Source organism: Algoriphagus ratkowskyi (assembly GCF_002150505.1).
GTDB classification, from domain to species: Bacteria; Bacteroidota; Bacteroidia; order Cytophagales; family Cyclobacteriaceae; genus Algoriphagus; species Algoriphagus ratkowskyi.
The window spans coordinates 365,751-389,432 of record NZ_MSSV01000002.1 but is presented as its reverse complement, the minus strand read 5'-3'; the positions used below and the strand labels follow the sequence as shown (position 1 = coordinate 389,432).

Sequence of the window (23,682 nt, the reverse complement as noted above, 5' to 3'; positions counted from 1 at the left end):
GGATATATGGGAATGCACCTTGGCTGGTGGGTACTCACCCTAGTTGTGGTAATTATTTTAGTAGGATTGTTCTTCAGGTCACGCAGAAGAAGATGATTACTTATAGGAAAGTAAGCATTTAGTCAAATCCTAAAATTAACTATGAAAAATAACTATAAACATGGGATTACACTGATTGTGTATTGTCTTTTTAGCTTTGGCCAGGTTGTAGTGGCACAATCAACCTATTTAATTGACGACTCAAAATCCAATGACATGAAATTGTCAGGAACATCGAGTTTACACGATTGGGAAATGAATGCCCAGGCTTTCTCCGGAAAAGCTCAGTTTGATTTAAAGAAAGACGATAATCAAACCTTAGTCGGACTTAGTTCCTTAACTTTTTCCTTGCCGGTAACCAATCTGAAAAGTGACAAAAAAGGATTGGATAAAAATGCGTACCAAGCTTTAAAAACGGACAAACATAAAAGTATTATTTATACGCTTTCATCAGCTAAAGTGTCAGCAGAGAAAGATCATAAATTTCTAATCAAGACTACAGGTAATCTTACTATTTCAGGTGTCACAAAAGAAGTAGTCATGAACGTATATTGCTCACTAAATAAAGATTCCACGATTACATGCATAGGAACTGAATCGTTGAAGATGTCTGATTATGAGGTAGAGCCACCATCCTTTTTGTTTGGCGCGATGAAAACAGGGGATGCCGTCACATTGGATTTTATCATGGTGTATAAAAATTAACATATAGTATTAAATACAAGATCATGAAAATAAAACTACTCTTACTTTGCTTTTTTGCTTCTTTTCTGGCAAATGCGCAACAACCTCACCTTCAGTTTTTCAGGCCCAATGATCAACGTGGGTTAAATACATTTGAAACTTCTAAGTTGGACTCGGTAATATTTGATGGTGTTAAAGTCAGAGTAGGTGGGGATTTCGCCATGCAATTCCAAGGGCTGAATCAAAGTAATGAGGCCAACAACCTGGTGGAATTGGGTACTGATTTTAATTTACCCTCTGCCAATCTAAACCTTGATGTGCAACTTTTGGATGGTGTTCGTATGCATTTACGTACGTATTTGTCTTCCAGGAACCACAACGAAACGTGGATAAAGGGAGGGCATATTCAAATTGATAAACTGGATTTTGTTCGAAAGGGATTTCTTGAGGGAATCATGAGGTATACTACCGTAACAATTGGGTTGGATGAATTTAATTATGGCGATGCTCACTTCAGAAGATCTGATAATGCCAGGGCAATTTTTAATCCCTTTATAGGAAACTATATTATGGATTCCTTTTCAACGGAAGCATTTGGGGAGGTTACTGTTCAAAAGAGTGGACTACTATTCGTTATTGGCGCTTCAAATGGTAAACTTAATCAGAATGTAGTGGTCACAAATTCATCTGATAATAAACCGTCTCTTTACGGAAAGTTGGGATTTGACAAACAACTTAAGAATGATCTAAGATTTCGTTTAACAGGATCTTTCTATTTAAACAAGGGTACTACTACCGGAACTTGGCTGTATGGTGGAGATCGAGCAGGCAGCCGATATTACTATGTGTTACATACACAGCCGGATTCACAGGGTAATTCACAGGGTAGTAGTTTTGATGGTCGCTACAACGCCCGCTTCACAAAACTTACAGCGTTGCAGATAAATCCTTTTATACAATTTAAGGGTTTTGAGTTCTTTGGTATTTATGAGCGATCTAGTGGCAGTAATACGTTTACTCAACCCATCGTTGACAAGGAAGGTGCTTTTACCCAACTGGCAGCGGAGTTAGTATATCGATTTGGTAAAGAGGAAAAGTTTTATGTAGGGGGACGATATAATTCAGTAAGAGGCAAAGAGCGCGAGAGCGCAGTAAGCGATCTTGAAATCAATAGAATGAATATTGGAGGCGGATGGTTTATTTCTAAAAACATTTTAGCGAAAGTAGAATATGTAAATCAGGAATATAAAGGTACTGCCTGGACAGGACGATTTGCAGGTGCAAAATTCAATGGATTTGATATTGAGGCAATAATTAGCTTTTGAGAATGAATGAAATTAATTATATATAAACGAAGATACTATGCATTGGTTAGAAGGAAACTATTGGGGTATGCACATTATTTGGTGGGCGATATGGGTCATAATTTTGATTTGGATTTTTGCTACACCATGGGATATTCCGGGTCAGAAAACAAAAAATGAAACGCCATTTGATATTTTGAAAAAAAGATATGCAAGGGGGGAAATTAGTAAGGAGGAGTACAACAGCATTAGAGAAGATCTAGAAAGATGAAAAACGTATCAGTAACCACTTTATTTTTCTGAGACTGCTGATCGTGCTGCAGATATTGCCATTTTCTATCTCATTATGGACAATACCGTTTAAAGAGGAGTTTATAGAAAATTACGTAAATAACTCGAAGTAAAATGTTTTATACTCTTGACTGCCAATGTACTAAATGTTTTTTTCGCTGGAGGCTTTTTTATGGATAAAAGGATGGACTGATTTGTTTCTAAATGCAGTAGCGACTATTGCTCTTCTTTTGATTTTATTAAATGAAAAATGGTTTTTGAAAACGAGAAAAGAAGCTGTAAATGCGTAATACTATGTCAACATTAATAGAAAATCAACCCTAATGGATAAGCTAAGTCTTGGTATTTTTGTTGTGCCCACTATTGCTTTAATCTTGATAATCGTGGGATATGTCCATTTCCTTAAAAGGGAAATAGACAAGCGCAATTATAAGTATTTCATAGTTACCACAGCTTTTACGGCCTTTATACTGAACTTTGCGTGGGAAGTAGCTCAAGGGCCTTTATATGAAGGATTCCAATATGATTTGGGACATGTTTCTTTTTGTGCGCTGGCTTCAGTAGCAGATATGTTCATGGTATTAATTCTGCTCTTTTCATTTGGTCTTATATACGAAAATGTGCTTTGGATTGTACCTGTAAGATTCAATAGAAGTTTAGTACTGATACTAGTTGGTGGAGTAGGGGCTATATTGGCAGAGATATGGCATACTTGGCGTGGCGATTGGTCGTATGCGGATACAATGCCGTTGATTCCTATTGTTGAAGTAGGTCTATCCCCGGTTTTGCAGTTTGCTATTTTACCACTGGTCGTTTTTGTGCTGAGTAAAAAAATCTTAAAATTATAATTGGCAGTTTTGGAACATGAATAGTTTTGAATTAGAAAATAATACTATGAAAGTAAATTATGAACAAAAAGCGAAGAAGAATATAGTAAAGGGTGAATTAGGTTATGGGATTATGTGGCTTTTTCTCTCTTTGTTAATAGAGATGCTCATTTATTTTGAGGGTGTAAAAGAAAGCTATTATCATATTCTTGCTTTCATCTTGCTTATTCCAGCTGTTTATAAATTTGTAATTGCTATAAAAAAATATAGAAACATAATAGATGAGAAAATGTAAGAAACTAGTATAATAGTAATTATTCTACAATGCCTAGCTCATGATTCGTGCGTTTTTTCCCCAATTGATTTTTGTTTTTAGAAATTAATATAGAAAATAGGTGCTCGGGATGAGCGTTATCACCATTACTTTCGGCCTGACAGAGCCACTATTTGTTCTTGAATGTTGGTATCCTCCTTCACTTTTTGATCTGCCCAAAGTAGTCTATTTCAATATCAATAATGGGGAAAATCTACGATATAATTATCTGACCGATTTACATATACATAGTTTAAATAGAAAGCTATGACAACAAGAATTAGTAAGACACTGAATAATCTTTTTAGAAATCAATCTGCATCAGGAATAGCTATTTTTCTTGCAGTGGTAGTGGCCATGCTATTGGCAAACTCGCCATTTAAAGGATTGTATCAAAGCCTTATACACACTGAAATCTCGCTCGGGATTGGTGAATTTTTCATATCAGAATCTATTATACTTTGGATTAATGATGGACTAATGGCAATCTTCTTTTTGCAAGTGGGTCTGGAATTAAAAAGGGAGATTATAGGGGGGAAACTCTCTTCATTCAAGAAAGCCATTTTACCCATTGGAGCGGCAATCGGGGGTATGGTAGTGCCGGCCGTCATTTATCTTATTTTCAACTTCAACTCTGCTACCGAGCAAGGTTGGGGTATTCCAATGGCTACTGATATCGCCTTTGCCATAGGCGTACTTGCTTTGTTTGGAAATCGGATACCGGTGGGACTCAAAGTATTTTTGATAGCGCTGGCGATAGTCGATGATTTGGGTGCAGTACTGGTTATAGCTATCTTCTACACTTCAGGCATTTCTTATATGGACTTGCTCAATGGTGTGCTATTCTTTCTTGTATTGGTGGGGGGTAGTTATATTGGAATTCGCAAAGCCTGGTTCTACGCACTTGTCGGTATAGGCGGAGTATGGCTGGCATTTTTCTTTTCAGGTGTACATCCTACTATTGCAGGCATACTTACCGCATTTGCCATACCCGGCAAGGTCAAAATCAAGGAAGAAGATTATCTTATGAACCTGCAAAAACTTCACTTGCAGTTTTTAGAGACAGAGTCCATCCGAGGAAGTTTCATCTCAGAAAAACAACTGAACATTCTGGAAGAGATCAAACAAAAAACGAATGACGCAGAAACACCACTGCAAAAAATAGAGCATCAGCTGGCACCCATTGTAGGATTTTTTATCCTACCATTATTTGCCCTTGTCAATACAGGAATTCACATTCATGGCGATTCTATTGAAATTATAAGTCACCCAGTGAGCCTCGGTATCGGTTTTGGGTTGTTAGTTGGGAAATTTACGGGTATTATGGGCGCTAGCTGGCTTCTCGTCAAGCTGAAAATAGCAGAGTTACAAGAAGGAGTGTCATGGATGCACCTATGTGGAGTAGCTACTATTGCCGGCATAGGTTTTACTATGTCATTATTTATCACGGAACTCGCATTTGCAAGTGAAGAGTATGTATTCATTGCAAAGCTCAGTATCCTGTTTACTTCTTTATTAGCAGGAGTAGTTGGAGGGCTAATACTTTGGTATTCGAGTAAAAAAATACATTCAAGTAGTACTCATACAGACAATAGTCAATAAGTATAGCCATGACATTCAAAACTCAAACCGGATTCTTTTTAAAGCAATTACTTAAACAGATAAGTCCTTCAGTGGTATTGGTGGCTGTAGTGACAGTCATTTATATATATCTTATGCAGTTCGTTGAACATGATCTTGTCTGGGTACCCTACTTGGTGGTTTTATTTGCACTAATTAAAACCATATACTTTACATTTTTCACCTTCAGGCAGGTAAATAAATCCATCAAACAATGTCATTCCTTTAGGCAACTGCTCTGGGTTTTTGGTTTACTGGTATTCCTTATCATATTCTCTTATGCCGCAGATTTTAATTGCATGGCTGCTGCCAACACCGTGTCTTTTAACGGCTTGAAAACATCCGGTAGCCTCGGTTATCTAAGTGTTTTGTTCGAGTTCTTTTACTTCAGTGTAGTCACCTTTGTCGCAATTGGCTATGGTGACATAGTTCCATTAACTACTCCTGCCAAATTCTTGGTGATTATGGAAATCGGGCAGAGTTTTGTGCTGGTCGTATTCGGATTATCGAATGTAAATAATATTCATACCTCAATTAAAAACCAATGATATCATGAAAAAGAAAATAGCACTTATCGGATATGGCGTAATCGGCAAAAGAGTGGCTGATGCAATCGCTCTGCAAGATGATATGGAATTAGCCGGAGTTTGTGATGTGATCAGCGACTGGCGTATACAAACTGCGGTAAGCAAAGGGTATCCCGTTTATGCTGCTACTGATGAGGCAAAAATTAGCATGGCGCAGGCAGGGGTTCCCTTGGCAGGCATCATGGCTGACCTGTTAGATATAGCTGATCTTGTCGTTGATTGTACCCCAAAAAAGATTGCGGCTCAGAATGTAGATACATATAGGGAGCAGAAAATCAAATTTATTCTACAAGGAGGTGAGAAGCACGAAACAACGGGCCATTCCTTTAGCGCAGAAAACAATTATACTTCTGCTCTAAACCGAGAAAGTACACGGGTGGTTTCCTGCAATACAACTTCCATCTTACGCACACTCACTGCTCTTAAAAAAGCGAATCTGTTAGAAAATGCTCGTGGAACTTTGCTGCGAAGAGCTACCGACCCTTGGGAAAGCCACCTTGGTGGTATCATGAATACGCTGGTGCCAGAAAAAGACATCCCCAGTCATCAGGGGCCGGATGCCCAGAGTGTCGACCCAGAGTTGGACGTAGTTACCATGGCGGTAAAAGTCCCGGAAACACTCAGCCACCTTCATTACTGGAACGTAAGGCTTACCAGAAAAGCTGACAAGAAAGAAATTATTGAAGTACTTCAAACGTCAACTCGAATCACTTTTATAAATTATAGTGATGGTTTGGTTTCCAACAATACGATCAAAGAAAGGTACCTGGATATGGGAAGACCTTGGGGTGATATGTATGAGGTGGCGCTCTGGCAGGACATGCTGAAAGTAGAAGGCAATGAACTGTATTATGCGTATGTGGTGGACAATCAGGCGATCGTCATTCCCGAAACGATAGATGCGATTAGATCCCTCACTGGAATGGAAGAAAATGCAGAAAAGTCAATCCTTAAAACCAACATAAGCCTGGGGATTGTAAGATGAGTCTTTTTGATTAGAAATATAGACCCTTAAATCTCTCAATAGCTTAGGTGAGGAGTACAATGCAGAGTTTTACTTAGATAATGCACCTAATTAATTTTAAACTAATTGAAACGTATCAAATTCTGAGTAACCTCAGTTGAACCTCGTAGTTTAAGATAAAAGCAGTACAAGTGTTTTACACTTCGCTTCAAAAGAAGATGCCCAGCTATTTTTAATTAAAAACATTTAATAGAACAACGTAATTGACAAAACATTCAGATTATGAAAATACTATTAGCAATAGATGGTTCTGATTTTAGCAAATCAGCCGTTAAGGAACTTGCAAAAATGCCATTGTCAAATGACAGTGAAATTAGTGTCATGAACGTATATGAGCATCCCACCGTCTGGGCTCCAGATCTACTCACGATGGAAACCGTTCGCCCCTATTATAAAGAGGTTATTTCCAGAGCTGAAAAATCGGCTGAAAAATCGGCAGAGAAAACTGTTTCCGAAGCTGCAAATGCATTGAAAAACAAAAATGGTACACTTAAAATAACCACCAGTGTTGTAAGTGGTCTTCCAAAAAAAGAGATTTTAGAACAAGCTGAAGCCTTTGGTGCAGATTTAATTGTACTCGGTTCCCAGGGCCATGGCGCACTTTCTCGTTTTTTATTGGGTTCTGTTTCACAATATATAGCAACGCACGCCAAGTGTTCGGTAATGATTGCAAGAAATGAAGATGAGAAGTGAAGGTGATTTCAGTAATAAATAATTGCTGATAATATGTTTAAAAATGGACAAGATCAAAATAGCATAAAGGAGTGGGCTTGCAAGTTCACTGATGAAAGCGATCTTAAGGATTTCAAAATTATTTCATGTGGTTATCATTGGTGGAGGGTTTGTAGGTCTGGACTTTGTCCATTTCACGCTAATTTATGTGGCCTTGTCACTGGCTGTTTCTCGAGGTATGAGTAGCACCGAAATAATCAGGCATAAGACTTTGCCGTAACGGCACAATCCGTTTGTTGGGAATTGGATTTGGAGATTACTATTACATCGGCTATGATGATAGTTTTTTTAGTTGTTATTGTAAGTGTATTTTAGGAACACGTCTGTTGGCGATTTTAGTATTTTTAAACTGGCTCTACAGTTAAGAAAGGTAGAAATTATTTTGTAACATAATTTCATACATGAAAAGCGGTATATTATAAATATCTGAATTTACAATACTCTATTTTTATATCTGATCTATTCGTTATCAAATTGTATTAATCGGATAATATAATTATTGATCTTAAGATTATTATGGAAACGTGGTTCTTTTATAAGAAGTGAACATTTACGTATTTATCCTGATCCTTTTTGGTCATCATGAAAAACAAAAAATAAATATAAGATGAAAACTCAAAATTTAGAATATAGAGAAAATGTTGACTTGGAACCATTCTACAAAGTATTGGAGAATGATTCCAAAATGTTGGAATCAGCCTTTGAAATACTTTTAGATATGATAACGTCCTATCCAGGTACAACAAAAAATTTGGCATTTTTAATCAAAGACGAATATCCTGATCTTTTTAAAGAAATAGCAACGATCTGTGTTTCAGAATCTGACAAAAGCAAGGGTTCCTCTTGCTGTGGAGGGAATTAATGTTCTTATGCAAAGTATAATTAAGAAGTCTCAATATATTAGAATGATACAAAGGACTACTCGTTGTAAAGTGAATTAAAATGTTTTCGATTCATAATGACCTAAAAATTAAATCGTTACGCATAGTCAGTACAGATCTTATGCAGGTAGAGCTAAGTATAGTTGGGATCTATACCTTTTAATGGTCGAAAAAGTGCGTTTATCTGATCTATGCTTTTTGACCCTAATAAGGTCATAATTTCATACATCGTAAGTGAGATATCATAAATACCTCAAGGGTTAATATTCTAACTTTAATATTGAATCGTTAAAGTTGCTTAAATGCCGAGAAAGACTATTTTTATAACAAAAGCATCAGGGGAAATAGCGCCTTTTTCAGAGGCTAAGTTGCGGCAATCTCTTGAAAGAGCTGGGGCTGACTTAGCTGTAAGAGATCGGATTGTGAGCGAAATTGAGAAGCTGCTTTTTGATGGGATGTCGACAAAAGAAATCTATGGAAAGGCATTTTCAATACTCCGTAAGCACTCAAGACCTGTTGCAGGAAGGTATAAAATCAAGCAAGCTATTTTAGAATTGGGGCCTTCAGGTTATCCCTTTGAAAAGTTTGTGGGTGAACTTCTCAAACATCAGGGATATCAGACTAAAGTCGGAGTAGTTATTCAGGGCTATTGTGTTAGTCACGAAATAGATGTGGAAGCCGAAAAGGATAATAAACACTTTATGGTGGAGTGCAAATTTCATAATCGCCAGGGTTACAAGTGCGATGTGAAAATTCCGCTCTATATAAATTCTAGGTTTGAGGACGTGAAAAAGCAATGGGAGAAGCGTAAAAACCACAAAAACAAATTTCATGAAGGTTGGGTGGTGACTAACACTCGGTTTACCGAAGACGCCATGCAATATGGCAAATGTTCGGGGTTGAAACTTATAGGTTGGGATTATCCAAAACAGGGGAGTTTAAGTGATCGGATTAATGTATCTGGTTTACATCCTATTACTTGCCTTACCACACTCACGAAACCTGAAAAGAAAATGCTGATTGATAACATGGTGGTACTATGTAAGGAACTTTGTGAAAACCCAGAACTACTAACTGAAATTGGGATTTCTGAATCCCGAATCAAACGGGTCTCTAAGGAAGCAAAGGAGATTTGCACTGAAATAAACAACATAGCCTGATTAAAGATAAATAAAAAAACATGCGCATCACTCTCTTCCTCATTATTACATTTCTGCAATTAGTTCCCTTCATTTCTTATGGTCAGGATAAGGAAATGTTAATAGAGCAAATAGCAGGAAAAAAAATTGAACGTGAAAACTTTGATAAAGATGGACAGCTTTTAGGGAAACAACTATTCATAATAGGAGAATTGAGTCAAGCGGGAGAAATGTATAAAGTGGAAGTGGTTACAGAGTTGTACAATGAAAAGGGCCAGTTAAATGAAAAATACTCGACCACTTTCCAATGCAATCCTAAAGAGTTTGATGTGCTGCTTAACGTATTTCCTTTTAGTGATCCTGATGATGAAAAGATAAAGGTAGAGGTGATCTCGAGAGATTTTAAGCAGTTATATGATTTACAAAGTAGCAAATCCAAATCGTTAAAGGATATCAAATTAAAGATGAGCATAGAGTCAGGTGTGTTGAGTTTTTTTGGATCAAAAAGCCTTGTTACGATTAAAAACAGAAACAGGAAAACAGAAAATGGAAAGGTTATTATTTCTAGCACTGCTGTGATCGAAGCTTACATAATGGGCATTAAAATCAAAACGATCAATTATACTGTAGAAGAATATTTGACCGAACGTTATGTACTAATAAGCCAGAAATTCACGGAGGATGACGGAGCTTATTTTACTATGAGTTATAATATTGCGAACTAATGACTCAATTTCGCTAAATCCATTTAATGAATAACTACAAAAAGAATAGCCTAAGTTTAACCGGAGCAGTGGCGCTTGGTACAGGAGTAATGATAGGTGCGGGGATTTTTGCCTTGCTTGGCCAGGTGGCGGAGCTTTCAGGGACTTTGTTTCCTTTAGCTTTTTTAGTAGGTGCAGTCATCTCTTCTTTTAGTGCCTATACTTACATAAAATTGTCCAATACATACCCATCAGCAGGTGGTATCGCGATGTACCTAAAAAAGGCCTATGGACCAGGTATGATTACTGCTGCGGGATCACTTTTAATGGCTTTTTCAATGGTGATTGGTGAAAGCTTGGTGGCGCGGACATTTGGATCATATACCTTACAGCTTTTCAATGCTCAGGAAAATAGTATCTGGACACCTATTCTGGGGGTTTTACTATTAGTTGTCGCGTTTTTAGTCAATATTTCCGGTAACAAGGTTATTGGTCGCTCTTCCCTGATGATGGCAGTCATCAAAATAGGGGGTCTAGCTATCTTCGCCATTGGTGGTCTTTGGGTAGCAGGCTTCTCATTTGCAGAAGCCTTACCGTCCTCTGTTTCTAGTGATTATACAGCAACTAGTTATATAGCAGCTTTGGCTTTTACAATTCTGGCTTATAAGGGCTTTACCACAATAACAAACAGTGGTGGCGAGATTGTAAATCCTAATAAGAATGTTGGCCGTGCAATTATGATATCGCTCTTTCTTTGTACGTTGGTGTACTTACTTGTGGCTTTGGCCGTTTCAGCCAATTTATCAATCCCTGAGATAATAGCAGCAAAAGATTTTTCACTGGCTGAAGCTTCTAAACCTGCATTTGGAAAGTATGGTTTGTGGTTTACTGTGGGCATTGCTATTGTAGCCACTATTTCAGGGGTCATTGCCAGCATATTTGCTGTTTCAAGGATGACTGCTATGCTTACGGAAATAGATCTAATTCCACACAAACATTTCGGAATGCCTGGTGGATTACAAAAGCACATGCTGGTTTATACCGTAATTATTGCCATCATGCTCACGGCATTTTTCGACCTGAGCCGTATCGCTTCTCTTGGAGCTATTTTTTACTTATCGATGGACATAATACTTCAATGGGGTGTGCTAAAAAATCTTAGAAAAGAAATAAATGTCAATGTAGCAATTGTCATTACTGCCATTCTTCTTGATCTTATTGTATTGGGCGCATTCATCTGGATAAAAGTTTCCAATGATATTTTGGTAGTAGTGGTTTCCATTGTCTTGATGGTTCTAGTATTTATAGGTGAACGATGGTTTTTACAATGGAAAACAGATGAAAAAGGCTAAAAATTTACAAAGCATGACTAAAGCAAATAGAAATGCCGCTTACGACACTTTGAGCGAAGCTACAAACGCTTTGAGAAGAGATGGATATGTAGAAGACCTCAATCTAAAACCTGAATGCTTGGAATGCCTGACTTCCAAACTACGATTGCATCCGGAGGATTTTGAAATCGATGCTTTTTATCGTTTTGAAGGCATGAGTAATCTTGACGATAATAGCATTGTGTATGCTATCAGTGGCAACAATGGTATTAAAGGCATACTGGTTGATGCTTATGGGGTTTACAGTATAAGTCTAAATCAAGCAATGATTAAGAAACTCAAAATGACCGATAAATGAGTCAGCTAGATTACATATATATGCATCCTCAAGTACAAGCTGGTTAAGTTGAGACAAAAACACTGAGAAAACTCCGAAAGGTGCTTCTTCAGTTAAAACATAAATTCTATCTCGATGGTAATTTCTGTTTGCTCTGCGCTATGGAAGGCCTTTATACACTGATATGTAGGTAGAGCTAATGTAGAGTGCAAAACAAAACTACACGACCGCTGCTGTCGAAATTATAAAGTGACCAAAATCAGCCGAACAGCGGGAAAAAATTAATTTGGAATACCCTAACAATATGATGAAGAGATATGGAAAATCATGAGCATGATAAGCACAATGAAATGGACCACTCCAAGATGGGTCATTCTAAAATGAGCAATGGTCAAAATGGTGATTCAAAAATGGATCATAGTAAAATGAAACATGACCATGGTAATGTGTCTATGGGAATGGCGGGGCACGATCACCATAAAATGATGATTGAAGATTTTAAAAAACGCTTTTGGATCACGGTTATCCTCACCATCCCCATTTTGGTTTTTTCTCCTATGATCCAAGGTCTGTTGGGTTATGAATGGTTATTACCCGGCAATCCTTACATCCTTTTCGGCCTTTCCACCATAGTTTATTTTTATGGTGGCTGGCCTTTTTTAAAGGGGTTGAAAGAAGAACTGCAACAAGGCGCTCCCGGAATGATGACCCTTATTTCAATGGCCATCAGTGTAGCCTATTTCTACAGTTCAGCAACCGTATTTGGACTTGCTGGACAGGACTTCTTCTGGGAGCTTGCCACCCTGATTGCTATTATGTTATTAGGCCATTGGTTAGAAATGAAGTCCGTGCTTGGCGCTTCAAAAGCCTTGCAACTTTTGGTAAGTATGATGCCTTCAGAAGCACATCGAGTGAAAGGGGATAGTGTAGAAGATGTGAAATTAGAAGACTTACAGAAAGATGATATTATCCTCATCAAACCGGGTGAAAAAGTCCCCGCTGATGGAATTATTGTAGAAGGGGAAAGCTATCTGAACGAATCCATGCTAACGGGCGAATCAAAACCTGTAAAAAAAGGATTGGAAAATAAAGTGATTGGCGGCTCACTCAATGGGAACGGCTCACTCAAAGTAAAGGTGGAGCATACAGGCAAAGACAGCTACCTCAATAAGGTGATCACTCTGGTGCAGGAAGCCCAAAAGTCTAAGTCCAAAATGCAGAACCTCTCAGACCGTGCGGCTAAATGGCTTACCTATATCGCATTGGCGATAGGCTTTGGTACACTAGCCGTCTGGTTATTTTTAGGATTCCCTTTTGTGTATGCCTTGGAGAGAATGGTAACTGTAATGGTTATTGCCTGTCCACATGCATTAGGATTGGCTATTCCATTAGTAGTAGCTATATCTACTGCTGTATCTGCGCAGAACGGTTTATTAATTCGAAACCGAACGGCTTTTGAAGAATCACGTAAGATCTCAGTTTTACTCTTTGATAAAACAGGAACACTGACCAAAGGGGATTTTGGAGTAACACGTATTGAATCAGTTGATAAACAGTACACTTCAGAGGAAGTGTTACGACTGGCCAGCGCTCTAGAACAAAGTTCCGAGCATCCCATTGCGGTCGGGATTATTAAAAAGGTAAAGGAAGATAATGTGACAATACCTAAGCTTGACAATTTCAATGCGATTACGGGCAAAGGAGTTGAAGCAAATGTAGAAGGTAAAAAAGTCAAGGTAGTAAGTCCTGGGTATTTAAGAGATGAAAAAATAGCTATACCTGAAGATGCTTATAGCGATGCCGCTGAAACAGTAGTATTTGTTTTAGTTGAGAGCAAATTGGCAGGGTATATTGCCCTTGCGGATGAAATTAGACCTGAGTCAGCAGAAGCTATCAAAGTATTTAAAAAGAACAACATAAAAGTGTTGATGGCGACCGGGGATAATGAGAAGACTGCCAAAGCTGTAAGTGATAAACTGGGATTAGATGGGTACTATTCAGAAGTGCTACCCCATCAGAAAGTAGAGATTGTGAAGGAGTTACAAGCCAAGGGTGAGTTTGTCGCTATGACAGGGGACGGAGTAAATGATGCACCGGCACTTGCGCAAGCTAACGTGGGTATTGCGGTTGGTTCAGGTACTGATGTGGCAGCAGAAACGGCTGATATTATTCTGGTCAACAGCAATCCACATGATATTGCCAACCTTATTTTATTTGGTAAAGCCACTTACAATAAAATGATCCAAAACTTGATATGGGCTACCGGGTACAATGTCATTGCTATTCCTCTCGCGGCAGGGGTGCTTTATTCTTCGGGCTTTGTATTGGGGCCAGCAGTGGGAGCTGTATTTATGAGTTTGAGTACCATCATTGTTGCGATCAATGCTCAATTGTTGAAGAAAAAGATAGGTAACAAGTAATGGATAATCGGGAAATGCTTGGCAGGATAGCGATTATCTTGCTTAGTATTTTTGTAGTAATGAGTGGGTATGGCGTGTTGCTACCCGTTTTACCCTACTATACGGAACGACTTGCCCTAAAGTCCGGTGTAGTGGCTGATGAGGATATCAACTATCACATAGGCATCCTTACCAGTATCTACCCGTTTTTTCAACTGTTATTTGCGGTTGTTTGGGGTAAGCTATCTGACCGTTTTGGTCGCAAAGTACTGATCATTATGGGGTTGTCAGGCTTTGTCATCATGCAGGTTTTAACGGGCCTGTCAACTTCTTTAGCCATGCTTTATGTAGCCCGTATTTTAGGAGGGATATTTTCCTCTTCTGTCATACCTGTGAGCAATGCTTACCTGAGTGACCTTACTAGTACTAAACAACGAAGAAAAATACTGGCCTGGTCAGGTGTGGCTGTTAGTGCAGGTGTCATTGCCGGTCCTATGATTGGTGGTTATCTGGCTCAAACCAATCTGCATTTTAATACCAGATTTGGACACTTGTTATTGGATAAGTTCAGTGTTCCTTTCCTTGTAGTTGCATTGTTGGGAATAGTCGCTTTAGTAGTCGTTGTATTATGGCTCAAAAAACCAAAGGAGCAGTACACAAATAGCCCGCAAGGTAAACTCAAAATGACGGCGATGCTGGCCAATCCAGTCTTTTTAAGGCTCTTACTACTTTCGTTAGTGATACAGTTGGCCGTCACCCTATTTGAAACTGTTTTTTCCGTGTACGCCAAAGATATCCTTGTCTTTGACACTGCACAGGTTGGTCTTGGGTTTATGCTATGTGGTTTAATCATGGCTGTTTTACAACCCGTCTTTGCCAGTTTTGATGAAAATATCCTGCCCATGAGGCTGCAGCTGATTACAGGGTTTTTACTGGCTGCCTTATCAATGGGTATTTTCACACTGATAACAACTGACTTCTATGTATTCACGATGATCATAATTTTTGCCACAGGCGGGGCGATGGTGACACCAAACCTGATTGCCTCGATCTCATTCATTGATGAAAATAATACAGGGACTTATTTGTCCACTCAAACTTCTACAAATAGCATCGGCCAGGTATTGGGGCCATTGTTAGGTATGTGGATTTATTCTTTTGGTAGTTCATTGCCATTTCTGTTTATCGGGATATTCCTGCTGCTAGTAACTCTACTTACTATGCCTGGACTAAAATTCAATAAATCTTAGCTTGCTATTATCCATAATCAATATGAAAATAATAGCTAAATGCTTAGGAGACCAAGCGGAATACCTGCTGTTACATACTTGTACTTCCATTGATAAAACAAGGCTTGCCATACCCCATGCCTAATTACCTGGATCAGGTTTTCTCAATACCAACAGAAGCCCGCAGGTACTCTTGTCGGAATAAACTACTTACTATTCGATCACGGTATTGCTTGCTGAGTAGATATTGTACTGATGGCAGATAAGCTGGAGGTCTTGCCTTTTGCAATTGGTGTTAGCAGAAAAGCCAAAGGAATCATTAAGCAAAATTTATGGATCAGTTTAGGGGTAGTTGGTTTATTGATTACGCCTACCACACTTGGTTTCGCTTCCATAGGAGTTGCTGTGCTGATTCATGAAGGCTCTACCATAGTTGTAGTGGTCAATGCTTTAATATTGCTTGGCTACGAAAAAAAGTAAGTCTTCTGTCACCATTAAAAAGTAGAATTGCTGTTTTATATTTAATAACTTTCTTAAATAAGCAATAATATGTTATATTTATGACGTTATTAAATTCTAAAGAGGAAATCATGGAAAACAATCAATCCTGTATCAGAGTATTTGCCGATAAAGATCAAATAAACCATTGCCGAGAACTACTACAAGCCAATGGCTCAGCATTTGGTCAATTGAGCGGTTTACTGGCGCTCGCAGGAAATGAAGTGAGGCTCAAGATTTTGTTTCTTTTAGAGGAAGAAAAAGAACTCTGCCCTTGCGACTTATCAGACATTTTAGGAATGAGCATCCCTGCAGTTTCTCAACATCTCAGAAAACTCAAAGACAAAAATGTCATTGAAGGGCGTAGAGACGGTCAGACTATTTTCTACTCATTAAAACAAGAACAACTAACCTTATTTCAACCCTTTTTTAAACACATCATTAACAATTCAAACATAGTTACAGTATGAGCGAGAAAAACAGCAAACTAGTCGGAGCGGGTGTGCTATCGGCAGTTGCAGCTTCACTTTGCTGCATTACCCCTGTATTGGCACTCATTTCAGGAGCGTCAGGTGTAGCAGCAAGCTTTTCGTGGATGGAACCCGCAAGACCATATCTTATTGGAATCACTGTTTTAGTATTGGGTTTTGCGTGGTATCAAAAAATCAAGCCTAGGACAGCAGAAGAAATTCAATGCGATTGCGATGAAGATGAGAAAAAGCCTTTTATGCAGACCAAAACATTTTTAGGCATTGTAACCGTGTTTTCAGCTTTAATGCTTGCTTTTCCAAACTACGCACACATTTTCTACCCTTCAAATGATCACAAAGAAATTATTATTGTCAATGCATCAGACATTCAATCGGTAACCTTTGATATAAAAGGAATGACTTGCGCTGGCTGTGCTTCACATGTAGAAAATGATGTGAATAAGCTGCCTGGGATTGTTAAGGTAGTGGCAATTTATGAAGAGGCCACAGCCAAAATAGAATTTGATCAATCAAAAATAAGCTTGGTCCAAATTGAAGAAGCCATCAATGGTACAGGTTATAAAGTGGTGGGTAGGAAATAGTATTTTTTTGTGCTTTGTATTTAAGAATTTAATTAAATAATTGATTATGTATAAATATGATGTTTTCGTCTTGGGCTCCGGAATGGCAGGAATGAATATTGCCAACATATGTGCCAGTAAAGGACTTAAAGTAGGGATTACCGACGAGCTGCCCTATGGGGGGGACCTGTGCACTACGAGGTTGCGATCCCAAAAAAATAATGCTTGCAGCTACAGAAGCAAAGGATTTTGCACAACGCCTACATGAAAAACAAATTGCTGAAGTGCCTTTAATACATTGGAAAGCTGCGATGAAATTTAAGCAAGAGTTTGTAGATGCAATGCCCCCTAAAATTGAAAAAGGCTATAAACACAATGGAATTGAGACCTTCCACCAATCGGCTAAATTTATTTCAGAAAATCAACTTCAGGTAGGCGATGAGACGATAGAGGCAAAAAAAATTGTGATAGCTACGGGTGCAAGGCCTAGGGTATTAGGAATCTCGGGAGAGGAGCACACGCTGACCAGTACCGACTTCCTGAATTTCGATACACTTCCAAAATCGCTTGTTTTCATAGGGGGTGGTTATACCTTTGGATTTGCGCATATGGCGGCCCGATTTGGCAGCGAAGTCACCATCCTGCATCGAGGCAAACAGCCTTTAGAAAGTTTCGATCCGTTTATCGTGGAGCAGTTGACTGGAGCCACCCAGAAATTAAATATTAAGGTGGTGTTGAACACCAATGTTACAGCCGTTGAAAAATTGGGAAATTCTTTTAGAGTGACAGGCATGAGTGAAAACGGAGAACAAAAATGGGAAGCGGAAGCTGTGATAAATTCTGCAGGAAGACCACCTGCAATTTTTGACCTAGATCTAGAAAAAACAACTATCGCATTCAGTAAAAGAGGGGTCGAGGTAAATGAATATTTACAAAGCACCACCAATTCTAACATATATGCTGCAGGAGACGCTGCTGATACGGATGGAATACCACTAACACCTGTAGCAGTCATGGAAGGGCGTATCGTAGCTTCCAATATTATAAATGGTAACATTAAAAAACCCGATTATACGGCTATTCCTACCGTAGTATTTACCTTACCCACCATGGCATCGGTAGGCCTTTCGGAAGAAAAAGCGACTGAAAAAGGAATTGAATTTATTGTGAATAATAAAACTGTTCCAGACTGGTTTACGGCCAAAAGGATAAATGAGAAGACCTACGCCTATAAAACCCTGATCGAAAAGGAAACTGGAAAAATTTTAGGGGCACATATCATTGGCCCACACGCTGAAGAAGTGATCAATCTATTTGCCATGGCTATAAAGGCTGGTTGGACTTCTACGGATATTAAAAAGATGGTATTTACTTATCCATCAGCTACTTCTGATATTGTTTACATGGTTTAAACAATTGAAATTTTAAACATTTAGAAAAAAATATGTATAAAGAAATCATAAATCTAGATATCACTGGCATGACCTGCGACCAATGTGCCACAGGTATTGAAAAACTACTTTCCAAAAACGAAGGCATAAAAGAAACCAATGTGAGTTATACAAATGCTACTTGCGAGTGTGCTTATGACCCTTCGAAAACCAGCAAAGAAGAAATAATCAACACCATTAATGGCACGAAAAACTATCGTGTAAAAGGTGAAATCCCAGAAAATGGTAGTGGTGACAGCAAACAGTTTGACCTGATAATAATCGGTGGTGGTTCGGCTGCATTTTCGGCAGCTATCAAAGCTGAAAGTTTAGGTTTGACGACATTAATGATCAACGGTGGATTAGACTTGGGCGGGACCTGTGTGAATGTAGGATGTGTGCCTTCCAAAAACTTAATCCGTGCAGGCGAAACGGCTTATCATGCTACCCATTCCAACTTTGCAGGCATCAAACCTAAAGGAGTTGACATTGATTTTGCCCAAATAATAAAAGACAAAAAAAAGCTGGTGGCCACTCTTCAGGACAAAAAGTACATGAATGTAGTAAGCGATTTTGAAAACTTGACTATGCTTAAAGGTTGGGCAAAGTTCAAAGACAGCAAAACAATTGAAGTAGATGGGAAAGAATATAATGCCCTTAAATTTTTAATTGCTACAGGAGCTACTACCAACATTCCGAATATAGAAGGGTTGGACAAAATCGATTATTTGACCAATGTTTCCCTTTTCGACCTGGAAGAAAAGCCTGAAAGTATCACCATTATGGGAGCAGGTTATATAGGATTGGAAATAGCTATGGCTTACAATCGCTTAGGGGTAAAAGTTCGGATCATAGAATTTACCGATCGGGTTTTGCGGACACAAATGCCTGACATTAGCGAAGCATTGGAAACTCAAATGCGAAAGGAGGGAATTGAAATGCTTCCCAATTTTAGAGCCGTGAAATTTGAGCAAAAAGAAAGTGAAATAATTATTTATTGTAAACGCCCTGATGGTTCATTTACGGAGATTGGAGAAAATGGAAAAGTAGTGATTGCCACAGGCACAACACCTAATACCCATACATTGGGGTTGCAAAATGTAGGTTTAGAACTAACCGAAACGGGGCACATTTTGGTAAACGAAAAGATGGAAACCAATTTAGTGAACATCTATGCTGTTGGTGATGTAGCCAATACCCCGGCATACGTTTATACAGCGGCATTTGAAGGGAAAATTGCAGTAGAAAATGCCTTTGCGGGAGCAGATAATAAAGCTGATTATTCCTCGCTGCCATGGGTGGTCTTTACTGATCCACAAATAGCAGGAGCAGGTTTGGACGAAGCGCAGGCAGAAGCTGAAGGAATTCCATTTGAAGTTTCCAAATTGGAACTCAAAGATGTACCAAGAGCCATAGCAGCAAATGATACCAGAGGATTCATCAAACTTATTCGCAACACTGAAACCGACAAATTGGTAGGTGCTAGAGTAGTTGCACCCGAAGGTGGAGAACTTATTCAACAATTAAGTATGGCAATCAAATACGGAATAACAGTAAAAGAATTGGCGGAGAGTTTTTATCCCTATTTGACCTTGGGAGAAGGGATAAAATTAGCAGCGATAACTTTTGGAAAAGACGTGTCGGAATTAAGCTGTTGTGCGAGTTAGGCTAAATTGAAAAAAATTTGGAGACCACCCCTATACCGCCCCCATCTTTGGAGTGTAATTAATTTTAATCATTAAAATCTTAAAAAGATGAAACGACAAATTGAAGTATTTACAGCTGGATGCCCAGTGTGTGAACCAGTGGTAAAAATGGTAAATGAAATGGCTTGTGACTCCTGCGAAGTAACAGTTTATAATACCATTGAGCAATGTGACTCTAAAGTATGTGTTGACAAAATGAAGGAATATAACATCACTTCTTTGCCTGCCGTAGTCGTAAATGGAAAATTGCTTGACTGCTGCAAAGACAGAGGAGTAAGTAAAGATGAGTTAGTCGCTGCCGGAGTAGGAAAAGCGATTTAAAAGGAAGTTGATAAATTAGGTGTCCATACATTCCAAATACTGATTTTCAGTGTTTGGAATGTATTTAATTGCAATTATTATGTTACCAAAAGATTTAACAAAAGACCTAAAAACCCGTCTAAAAAGCATCAATGGACAAGTTGAAGGAATTATAAGGATGCTTGATAAAAGTGATAATCCAGCTCAAATTCTCAATCTGTTTAAAGCAGTTAACAATGGATTTGAAAAAGCTCAGCATCTTCTTTTAGACGAAGTGTACAGAAAAACATTGGCTATTAAAATTGCAGAGGCATTAGAAGCTTGTCCTGGCAATTGCGGCCAAGAGGAGAAAATTGCTACCATTAGAAATCAGTTCCCTAATTTAAATCTTTACGAGCTTACTGACAAAATGAAAGAGATGGAGACCATTTATGAGTTTCTACAAACAAGCAAAGATAAAAAAATATGAAAACTACAACTTTAACAATTGGCAATATGGTTTGTCAAGGATGCGCTGAAAAAATATCAGACATTTTAAAAGAATTACATGGAATTAAAATAGTAAAAACTAAAACGATACAGAAAACTGTACAAGTGGAGTTTGATCCTAATCAGATAAATGAATCACAAATAGAAACTGCTTTGATCAAATCAGGGTATGAACCAAAAAAAACTGGTATATGAAAATTGCTGTCAATTTTTCATTATTACTAATGGTTGTGCTTTTATTAGGATGTGCTGAAAATCCGAAAAAAAGCAGTCGTGCTGATGTAAACCTGGCTGATAACGTGTTCGTGGAAGTTTCGATTGAAGGAATGAGCTGTATGGCTTGTGTAGCAAAAGTAAAAAATACTCTTTCCGATTTAGAAGGCATATATGAAGTGAAAGTTAGCCTTGAAAATAAGAATGCAACTATACAATACAATCCTGATAACATTGCATTAGATAAAATCAAACAAGCGATTGATGAAATTGGCTATAAAGCTGGAGCTGTAAAAACTTTATCACAATGAATCTGGAGCAATTTTTAAATGGATTTTCCGGTATTTTTCAAGATGGTTCAATTTTAAGTTTGGGCATTGCCTTTGTTGCAGGATTGATTTCAAGTGGTGTTTGCCCTTGTACATTGCCTGTTGGACTTGGCTTTGCAGGTTATGTTGGAAGTACTTCTGTGCGGGAATCAAAAACAGGATTTGCAGTCACTTTTTCGTTTTTTATTGGAATAGTATTTTGTTTAACATTATTAGGAGCCATTGCAGGCTATTCAGGAATTTTCCTGACCGAAGTATTCGGGAAGTATTGGGCTTTGGCAATGGGAGTCATAGCGTTAATCGCAGCAGGAATTGCCTTTTATGGACCCTATTTGCGTGTTAGACAACTTGAATCTTTACGAACACCGGGGATTGGTGGTTCATTCATTTATGGATTTATATTTAGTTTAGGTACAGCAGCTGCTCCTTTATTACTTTTATTATCCTTTGCAGTTGCAAAAGCGAGTTTAATTTATGGGTTAATTCTAGCTTTCTGTTTTGGTATTGGGAGAGGACTTCCTTTTTTGCTTGTTGGTTTATTTTCAAGTTCTGTTTCAAAACTTGCTAAACTATCTTGGTTAAGAAAAAGTATTCAAATATTGAGTGGAATGGTACTACTCTATTTAAGTTTTTATTTTTTCAGAGTTTTTACATTTTATCTCTAACTGACAAAGTGGATCTTTAAAAGGCGTAGCTGAGCTAAGTGTTGAATACTGAGGATAGCGCCATTAAAAGCGTCACATGCCTCCTAGGGATTGTGGTGAGTGGTAGACCAAAACACTTGGGATTCTAGATTCAAGTGTCTTTAAAAGACCCAAAAACTTTTTGAAATTCTAAACTCAGTTATATGATTTAGTATAATTTGACTAATATTTTTTTAGTTATTATTGATAAGACTTTCTCTCATAATGAATAACGACTCTTGATCAACATTAAGGCATGTCAACTTTTTTGGTGATCCATCTTTGGTTGGCAGACATCTCAAGGAAGTCTCGGGCAAATATGAATATAGCTAGGTTTAGCTAAGGTATTATGATGATTGAATAGCGGAATATCATACATCAAAGACAAGATTTAACAAATCGAGAGTGTAACAATCTGTTAAATTTGGATTGGGTTAAATCATCACTGATTGATAAGATCGTTTTAAGTAATTTATATAATTTAAAAATAAATTTTATGCATTTGTTAGAAGGACACTATTGGGGTATGCACACCATTTGGTGGATGATCTGGGTAATATTTATGATTTGGCTTTTTTTTACACCCTGGGACATACCTGGGCAAAAAACCAAAAAGGAAACGCCATTAGATCTATTGAAAAAGAGGTATGCAAAAGGAGAGATTAATAAGAAGGAATACAACCACATTAGAGAAGATTTGCAAATATGAAAAATATATTAGTACCTACCGATTTCTCCGATGCTGCAAACCGTGCAGCAGATATTGCCATTTCAATAGCTGAAGAATCTGGCGCTCAAGTTCATTTTTTACATCTTAAAATCACCCCTATCCCTTGGGTAAAGTTGGATAAAGAAAAGGAGAAGCGATTTCCTGAAATTTTAAAGGAAATAGGCCATGCTAAAGACGCACTTAATAAACTGGTAAAGAAGGCTAAAGATAAGGGAGTAAAAGCAGAGCGGTTTGTAGTGTTTGATGTGGGCAGAGAAGAAATACTTAAACACATTCCATTTCATCATCATGATTTTGTGGTAATGGGTTCGCACGGTGCATCCGGGGCAAAAGAACTATTTGTTGGGTCAAATGCTCAAAAGGTATTGAGAGACTCCACCGTACCTGTGTTAATTATCAAAGAAAAATCTATCTGGCCAATTAAGAATATAGTTTTTGCATCCAATTTTGAAGAAGATGTTAAAGCGCCCTTCCACACGGTGGTGAAGTTTGCCGATCTCAACGAATCCAATATTCACCTGCTATATGTCAATGTGCCATTTTCATTTGAGGAGACCGACATGAGTATGGAAAAAATGAATGCTTTTCACGAAAGCTGTCCCCGAGGAGGAACCTGTACTTCCAACATCTACAATTCGCTGAATGAAGAGCGAGGGATTTTAAAATTTGCTGAAACTGTAGAGGCTGATCTTATTGCGCTGACTACGCATGGAAAAACAGGTTTCTTAAGTTTTGTAAGTAAAAGTATAACCGAAAGTCTGGCAAATCATTCTGAAACACCCATTTTAAGTATAAACCTTAACAAATAGTTT

General features: G+C 38.1%; 28 protein-coding genes. All 28 read left to right on the top strand.

Going from position 1 to position 23,682, the window contains the following annotated elements; translation table 11 throughout:
* The first annotated feature begins 141 nt into the window (after window positions 1-141).
* The 28 genes from BVH02_RS03360 (at window position 142) to BVH02_RS03225 (ending at window position 23,679) form a co-directional block, all read left to right on the top strand.
* A complete protein-coding gene (locus BVH02_RS03360; RefSeq protein ID WP_086498873.1) occupies window positions 142-744 on the top strand; it encodes a YceI family protein in 603 nt (200 codons plus the stop codon).
* Between the two features lie 23 nt (window positions 745-767).
* Window positions 768-2,048: a hypothetical protein gene (locus tag BVH02_RS03355; protein ID WP_086498870.1), complete on the top strand. Its 1,281-nt coding sequence runs from the start codon at window positions 768-770 to the stop codon at window positions 2,046-2,048.
* A gap of 37 nt (window positions 2,049-2,085) precedes the next feature.
* Window positions 2,086-2,298, top strand: a complete 213-nt coding sequence (locus tag BVH02_RS03350) for an SHOCT domain-containing protein (protein ID WP_086498868.1) — start codon at window positions 2,086-2,088, stop codon at window positions 2,296-2,298.
* A gap of 343 nt (window positions 2,299-2,641) precedes the next feature.
* A complete protein-coding gene (locus BVH02_RS03345) occupies window positions 2,642-3,166 on the top strand; it encodes a hypothetical protein (RefSeq protein WP_086498866.1) in 525 nt (174 codons plus the stop codon).
* Window positions 3,167-3,182: 16 nt separating this feature from the next.
* The gene (locus BVH02_RS03340; protein ID WP_086498865.1) at window positions 3,183-3,440 is read left to right on the top strand and encodes a hypothetical protein; all 258 of its coding nucleotides are present in this window, start codon (window positions 3,183-3,185) and stop codon (window positions 3,438-3,440) included.
* A gap of 285 nt (window positions 3,441-3,725) precedes the next feature.
* Window positions 3,726-5,060: a Na+/H+ antiporter NhaA gene (gene nhaA / locus BVH02_RS03335; RefSeq protein ID WP_086498863.1), complete on the top strand. Its 1,335-nt coding sequence runs from the start codon at window positions 3,726-3,728 to the stop codon at window positions 5,058-5,060.
* 8 nt (window positions 5,061-5,068) lie between these two features.
* A complete protein-coding gene (locus tag BVH02_RS03330) occupies window positions 5,069-5,626 on the top strand; it encodes an ion channel (RefSeq protein ID WP_086498861.1) in 558 nt (185 codons plus the stop codon).
* Between the two features lie 4 nt (window positions 5,627-5,630).
* Complete coding sequence (locus BVH02_RS03325) at window positions 5,631-6,650, top strand: type II glyceraldehyde-3-phosphate dehydrogenase (protein ID WP_086498859.1); 1,020 nt, start codon at window positions 5,631-5,633, stop codon at window positions 6,648-6,650.
* Between the two features lie 261 nt (window positions 6,651-6,911).
* The gene (locus BVH02_RS03320) at window positions 6,912-7,382 is read left to right on the top strand and encodes a universal stress protein (RefSeq protein ID WP_086498857.1); all 471 of its coding nucleotides are present in this window, start codon (window positions 6,912-6,914) and stop codon (window positions 7,380-7,382) included.
* Window positions 7,383-8,028: 646 nt separating this feature from the next.
* Window positions 8,029-8,283: a hypothetical protein gene (locus BVH02_RS03315; protein ID WP_086498855.1), complete on the top strand. Its 255-nt coding sequence runs from the start codon at window positions 8,029-8,031 to the stop codon at window positions 8,281-8,283.
* Between the two features lie 321 nt (window positions 8,284-8,604).
* Complete coding sequence (locus tag BVH02_RS03310) at window positions 8,605-9,462, top strand: restriction endonuclease (RefSeq protein ID WP_086498853.1); 858 nt, start codon at window positions 8,605-8,607, stop codon at window positions 9,460-9,462.
* A gap of 20 nt (window positions 9,463-9,482) precedes the next feature.
* On the top strand, window positions 9,483-10,166 hold the full coding sequence (locus BVH02_RS03305) for a hypothetical protein (RefSeq protein WP_086498851.1): 684 nt from the start codon (window positions 9,483-9,485) through the stop codon (window positions 10,164-10,166).
* Window positions 10,167-10,192: 26 nt separating this feature from the next.
* The gene (locus tag BVH02_RS03300; RefSeq protein WP_086498849.1) at window positions 10,193-11,497 is read left to right on the top strand and encodes an APC family permease; all 1,305 of its coding nucleotides are present in this window, start codon (window positions 10,193-10,195) and stop codon (window positions 11,495-11,497) included.
* A gap of 13 nt (window positions 11,498-11,510) precedes the next feature.
* The gene (locus tag BVH02_RS03295; protein ID WP_086498999.1) at window positions 11,511-11,834 is read left to right on the top strand and encodes a phosphoribosylpyrophosphate synthetase; all 324 of its coding nucleotides are present in this window, start codon (window positions 11,511-11,513) and stop codon (window positions 11,832-11,834) included.
* Window positions 11,835-12,223: 389 nt separating this feature from the next.
* Window positions 12,224-14,233 carry a copper-translocating P-type ATPase gene (locus tag BVH02_RS03290; RefSeq protein WP_394363978.1) on the top strand — a complete coding sequence of 670 codons (2,010 nt, stop codon included), beginning with the start codon at window positions 12,224-12,226 and terminating at the stop codon, window positions 14,231-14,233.
* Entirely contained in the window at window positions 14,233-15,462 is a 1,230-nt protein-coding gene (locus tag BVH02_RS03285; protein WP_086498845.1) for an MFS transporter, read from the top strand. The genes BVH02_RS03290 and BVH02_RS03285 overlap by 1 nt, the downstream gene beginning before the upstream one ends.
* A 234-nt stretch (window positions 15,463-15,696) precedes the next feature.
* Window positions 15,697-15,921, top strand: coding sequence for a hypothetical protein (locus BVH02_RS03280; protein WP_223271788.1), 225 nt, complete (start codon window positions 15,697-15,699; stop codon window positions 15,919-15,921).
* Window positions 15,922-16,031: 110 nt separating this feature from the next.
* Window positions 16,032-16,409: an ArsR/SmtB family transcription factor gene (locus tag BVH02_RS03275; protein WP_086498997.1), complete on the top strand. Its 378-nt coding sequence runs from the start codon at window positions 16,032-16,034 to the stop codon at window positions 16,407-16,409.
* Complete coding sequence (gene merTP / locus BVH02_RS03270; RefSeq protein WP_086498842.1) at window positions 16,406-17,011, top strand: mercuric transport protein MerTP; 606 nt, start codon at window positions 16,406-16,408, stop codon at window positions 17,009-17,011. Before BVH02_RS03275 ends, merTP begins: the two co-directional genes overlap by 4 nt.
* A 200-nt stretch (window positions 17,012-17,211) precedes the next feature.
* On the top strand, window positions 17,212-18,402 hold the full coding sequence (locus BVH02_RS03265) for a dihydrolipoyl dehydrogenase family protein (RefSeq protein ID WP_240507385.1): 1,191 nt from the start codon (window positions 17,212-17,214) through the stop codon (window positions 18,400-18,402).
* Between the two features lie 32 nt (window positions 18,403-18,434).
* Entirely contained in the window at window positions 18,435-20,087 is a 1,653-nt protein-coding gene (gene merA / locus BVH02_RS03260; protein WP_086498839.1) for a mercury(II) reductase, read from the top strand.
* A gap of 87 nt (window positions 20,088-20,174) precedes the next feature.
* Window positions 20,175-20,447, top strand: coding sequence for a thioredoxin family protein (locus BVH02_RS03255; protein ID WP_086498837.1), 273 nt, complete (start codon window positions 20,175-20,177; stop codon window positions 20,445-20,447).
* Window positions 20,448-20,526: 79 nt separating this feature from the next.
* Window positions 20,527-20,895 (top strand): metal-sensing transcriptional repressor, encoded by a 369-nt coding sequence (locus BVH02_RS03250; RefSeq protein WP_086498995.1) that lies wholly within the window; start codon window positions 20,527-20,529, stop codon window positions 20,893-20,895.
* Window positions 20,892-21,110, top strand: coding sequence for a heavy-metal-associated domain-containing protein (locus tag BVH02_RS03245; protein ID WP_086498835.1), 219 nt, complete (start codon window positions 20,892-20,894; stop codon window positions 21,108-21,110). The genes BVH02_RS03250 and BVH02_RS03245 overlap by 4 nt, the downstream gene beginning before the upstream one ends.
* Window positions 21,107-21,439, top strand: a complete 333-nt coding sequence (locus BVH02_RS03240; protein ID WP_205635699.1) for a heavy-metal-associated domain-containing protein — start codon at window positions 21,107-21,109, stop codon at window positions 21,437-21,439. Before BVH02_RS03245 ends, BVH02_RS03240 begins: the two co-directional genes overlap by 4 nt.
* On the top strand, window positions 21,436-22,122 hold the full coding sequence (locus BVH02_RS03235) for a cytochrome c biogenesis CcdA family protein (RefSeq protein WP_086498833.1): 687 nt from the start codon (window positions 21,436-21,438) through the stop codon (window positions 22,120-22,122). Before BVH02_RS03240 ends, BVH02_RS03235 begins: the two co-directional genes overlap by 4 nt.
* A 514-nt stretch (window positions 22,123-22,636) precedes the next feature.
* Window positions 22,637-22,849: an SHOCT domain-containing protein gene (locus tag BVH02_RS03230; protein ID WP_086498989.1), complete on the top strand. Its 213-nt coding sequence runs from the start codon at window positions 22,637-22,639 to the stop codon at window positions 22,847-22,849.
* Window positions 22,846-23,679, top strand: coding sequence for a universal stress protein (locus BVH02_RS03225; RefSeq protein ID WP_086498831.1), 834 nt, complete (start codon window positions 22,846-22,848; stop codon window positions 23,677-23,679). The genes BVH02_RS03230 and BVH02_RS03225 overlap by 4 nt, the downstream gene beginning before the upstream one ends.
* Window positions 23,680-23,682: the final 3 nt, after the last annotated feature.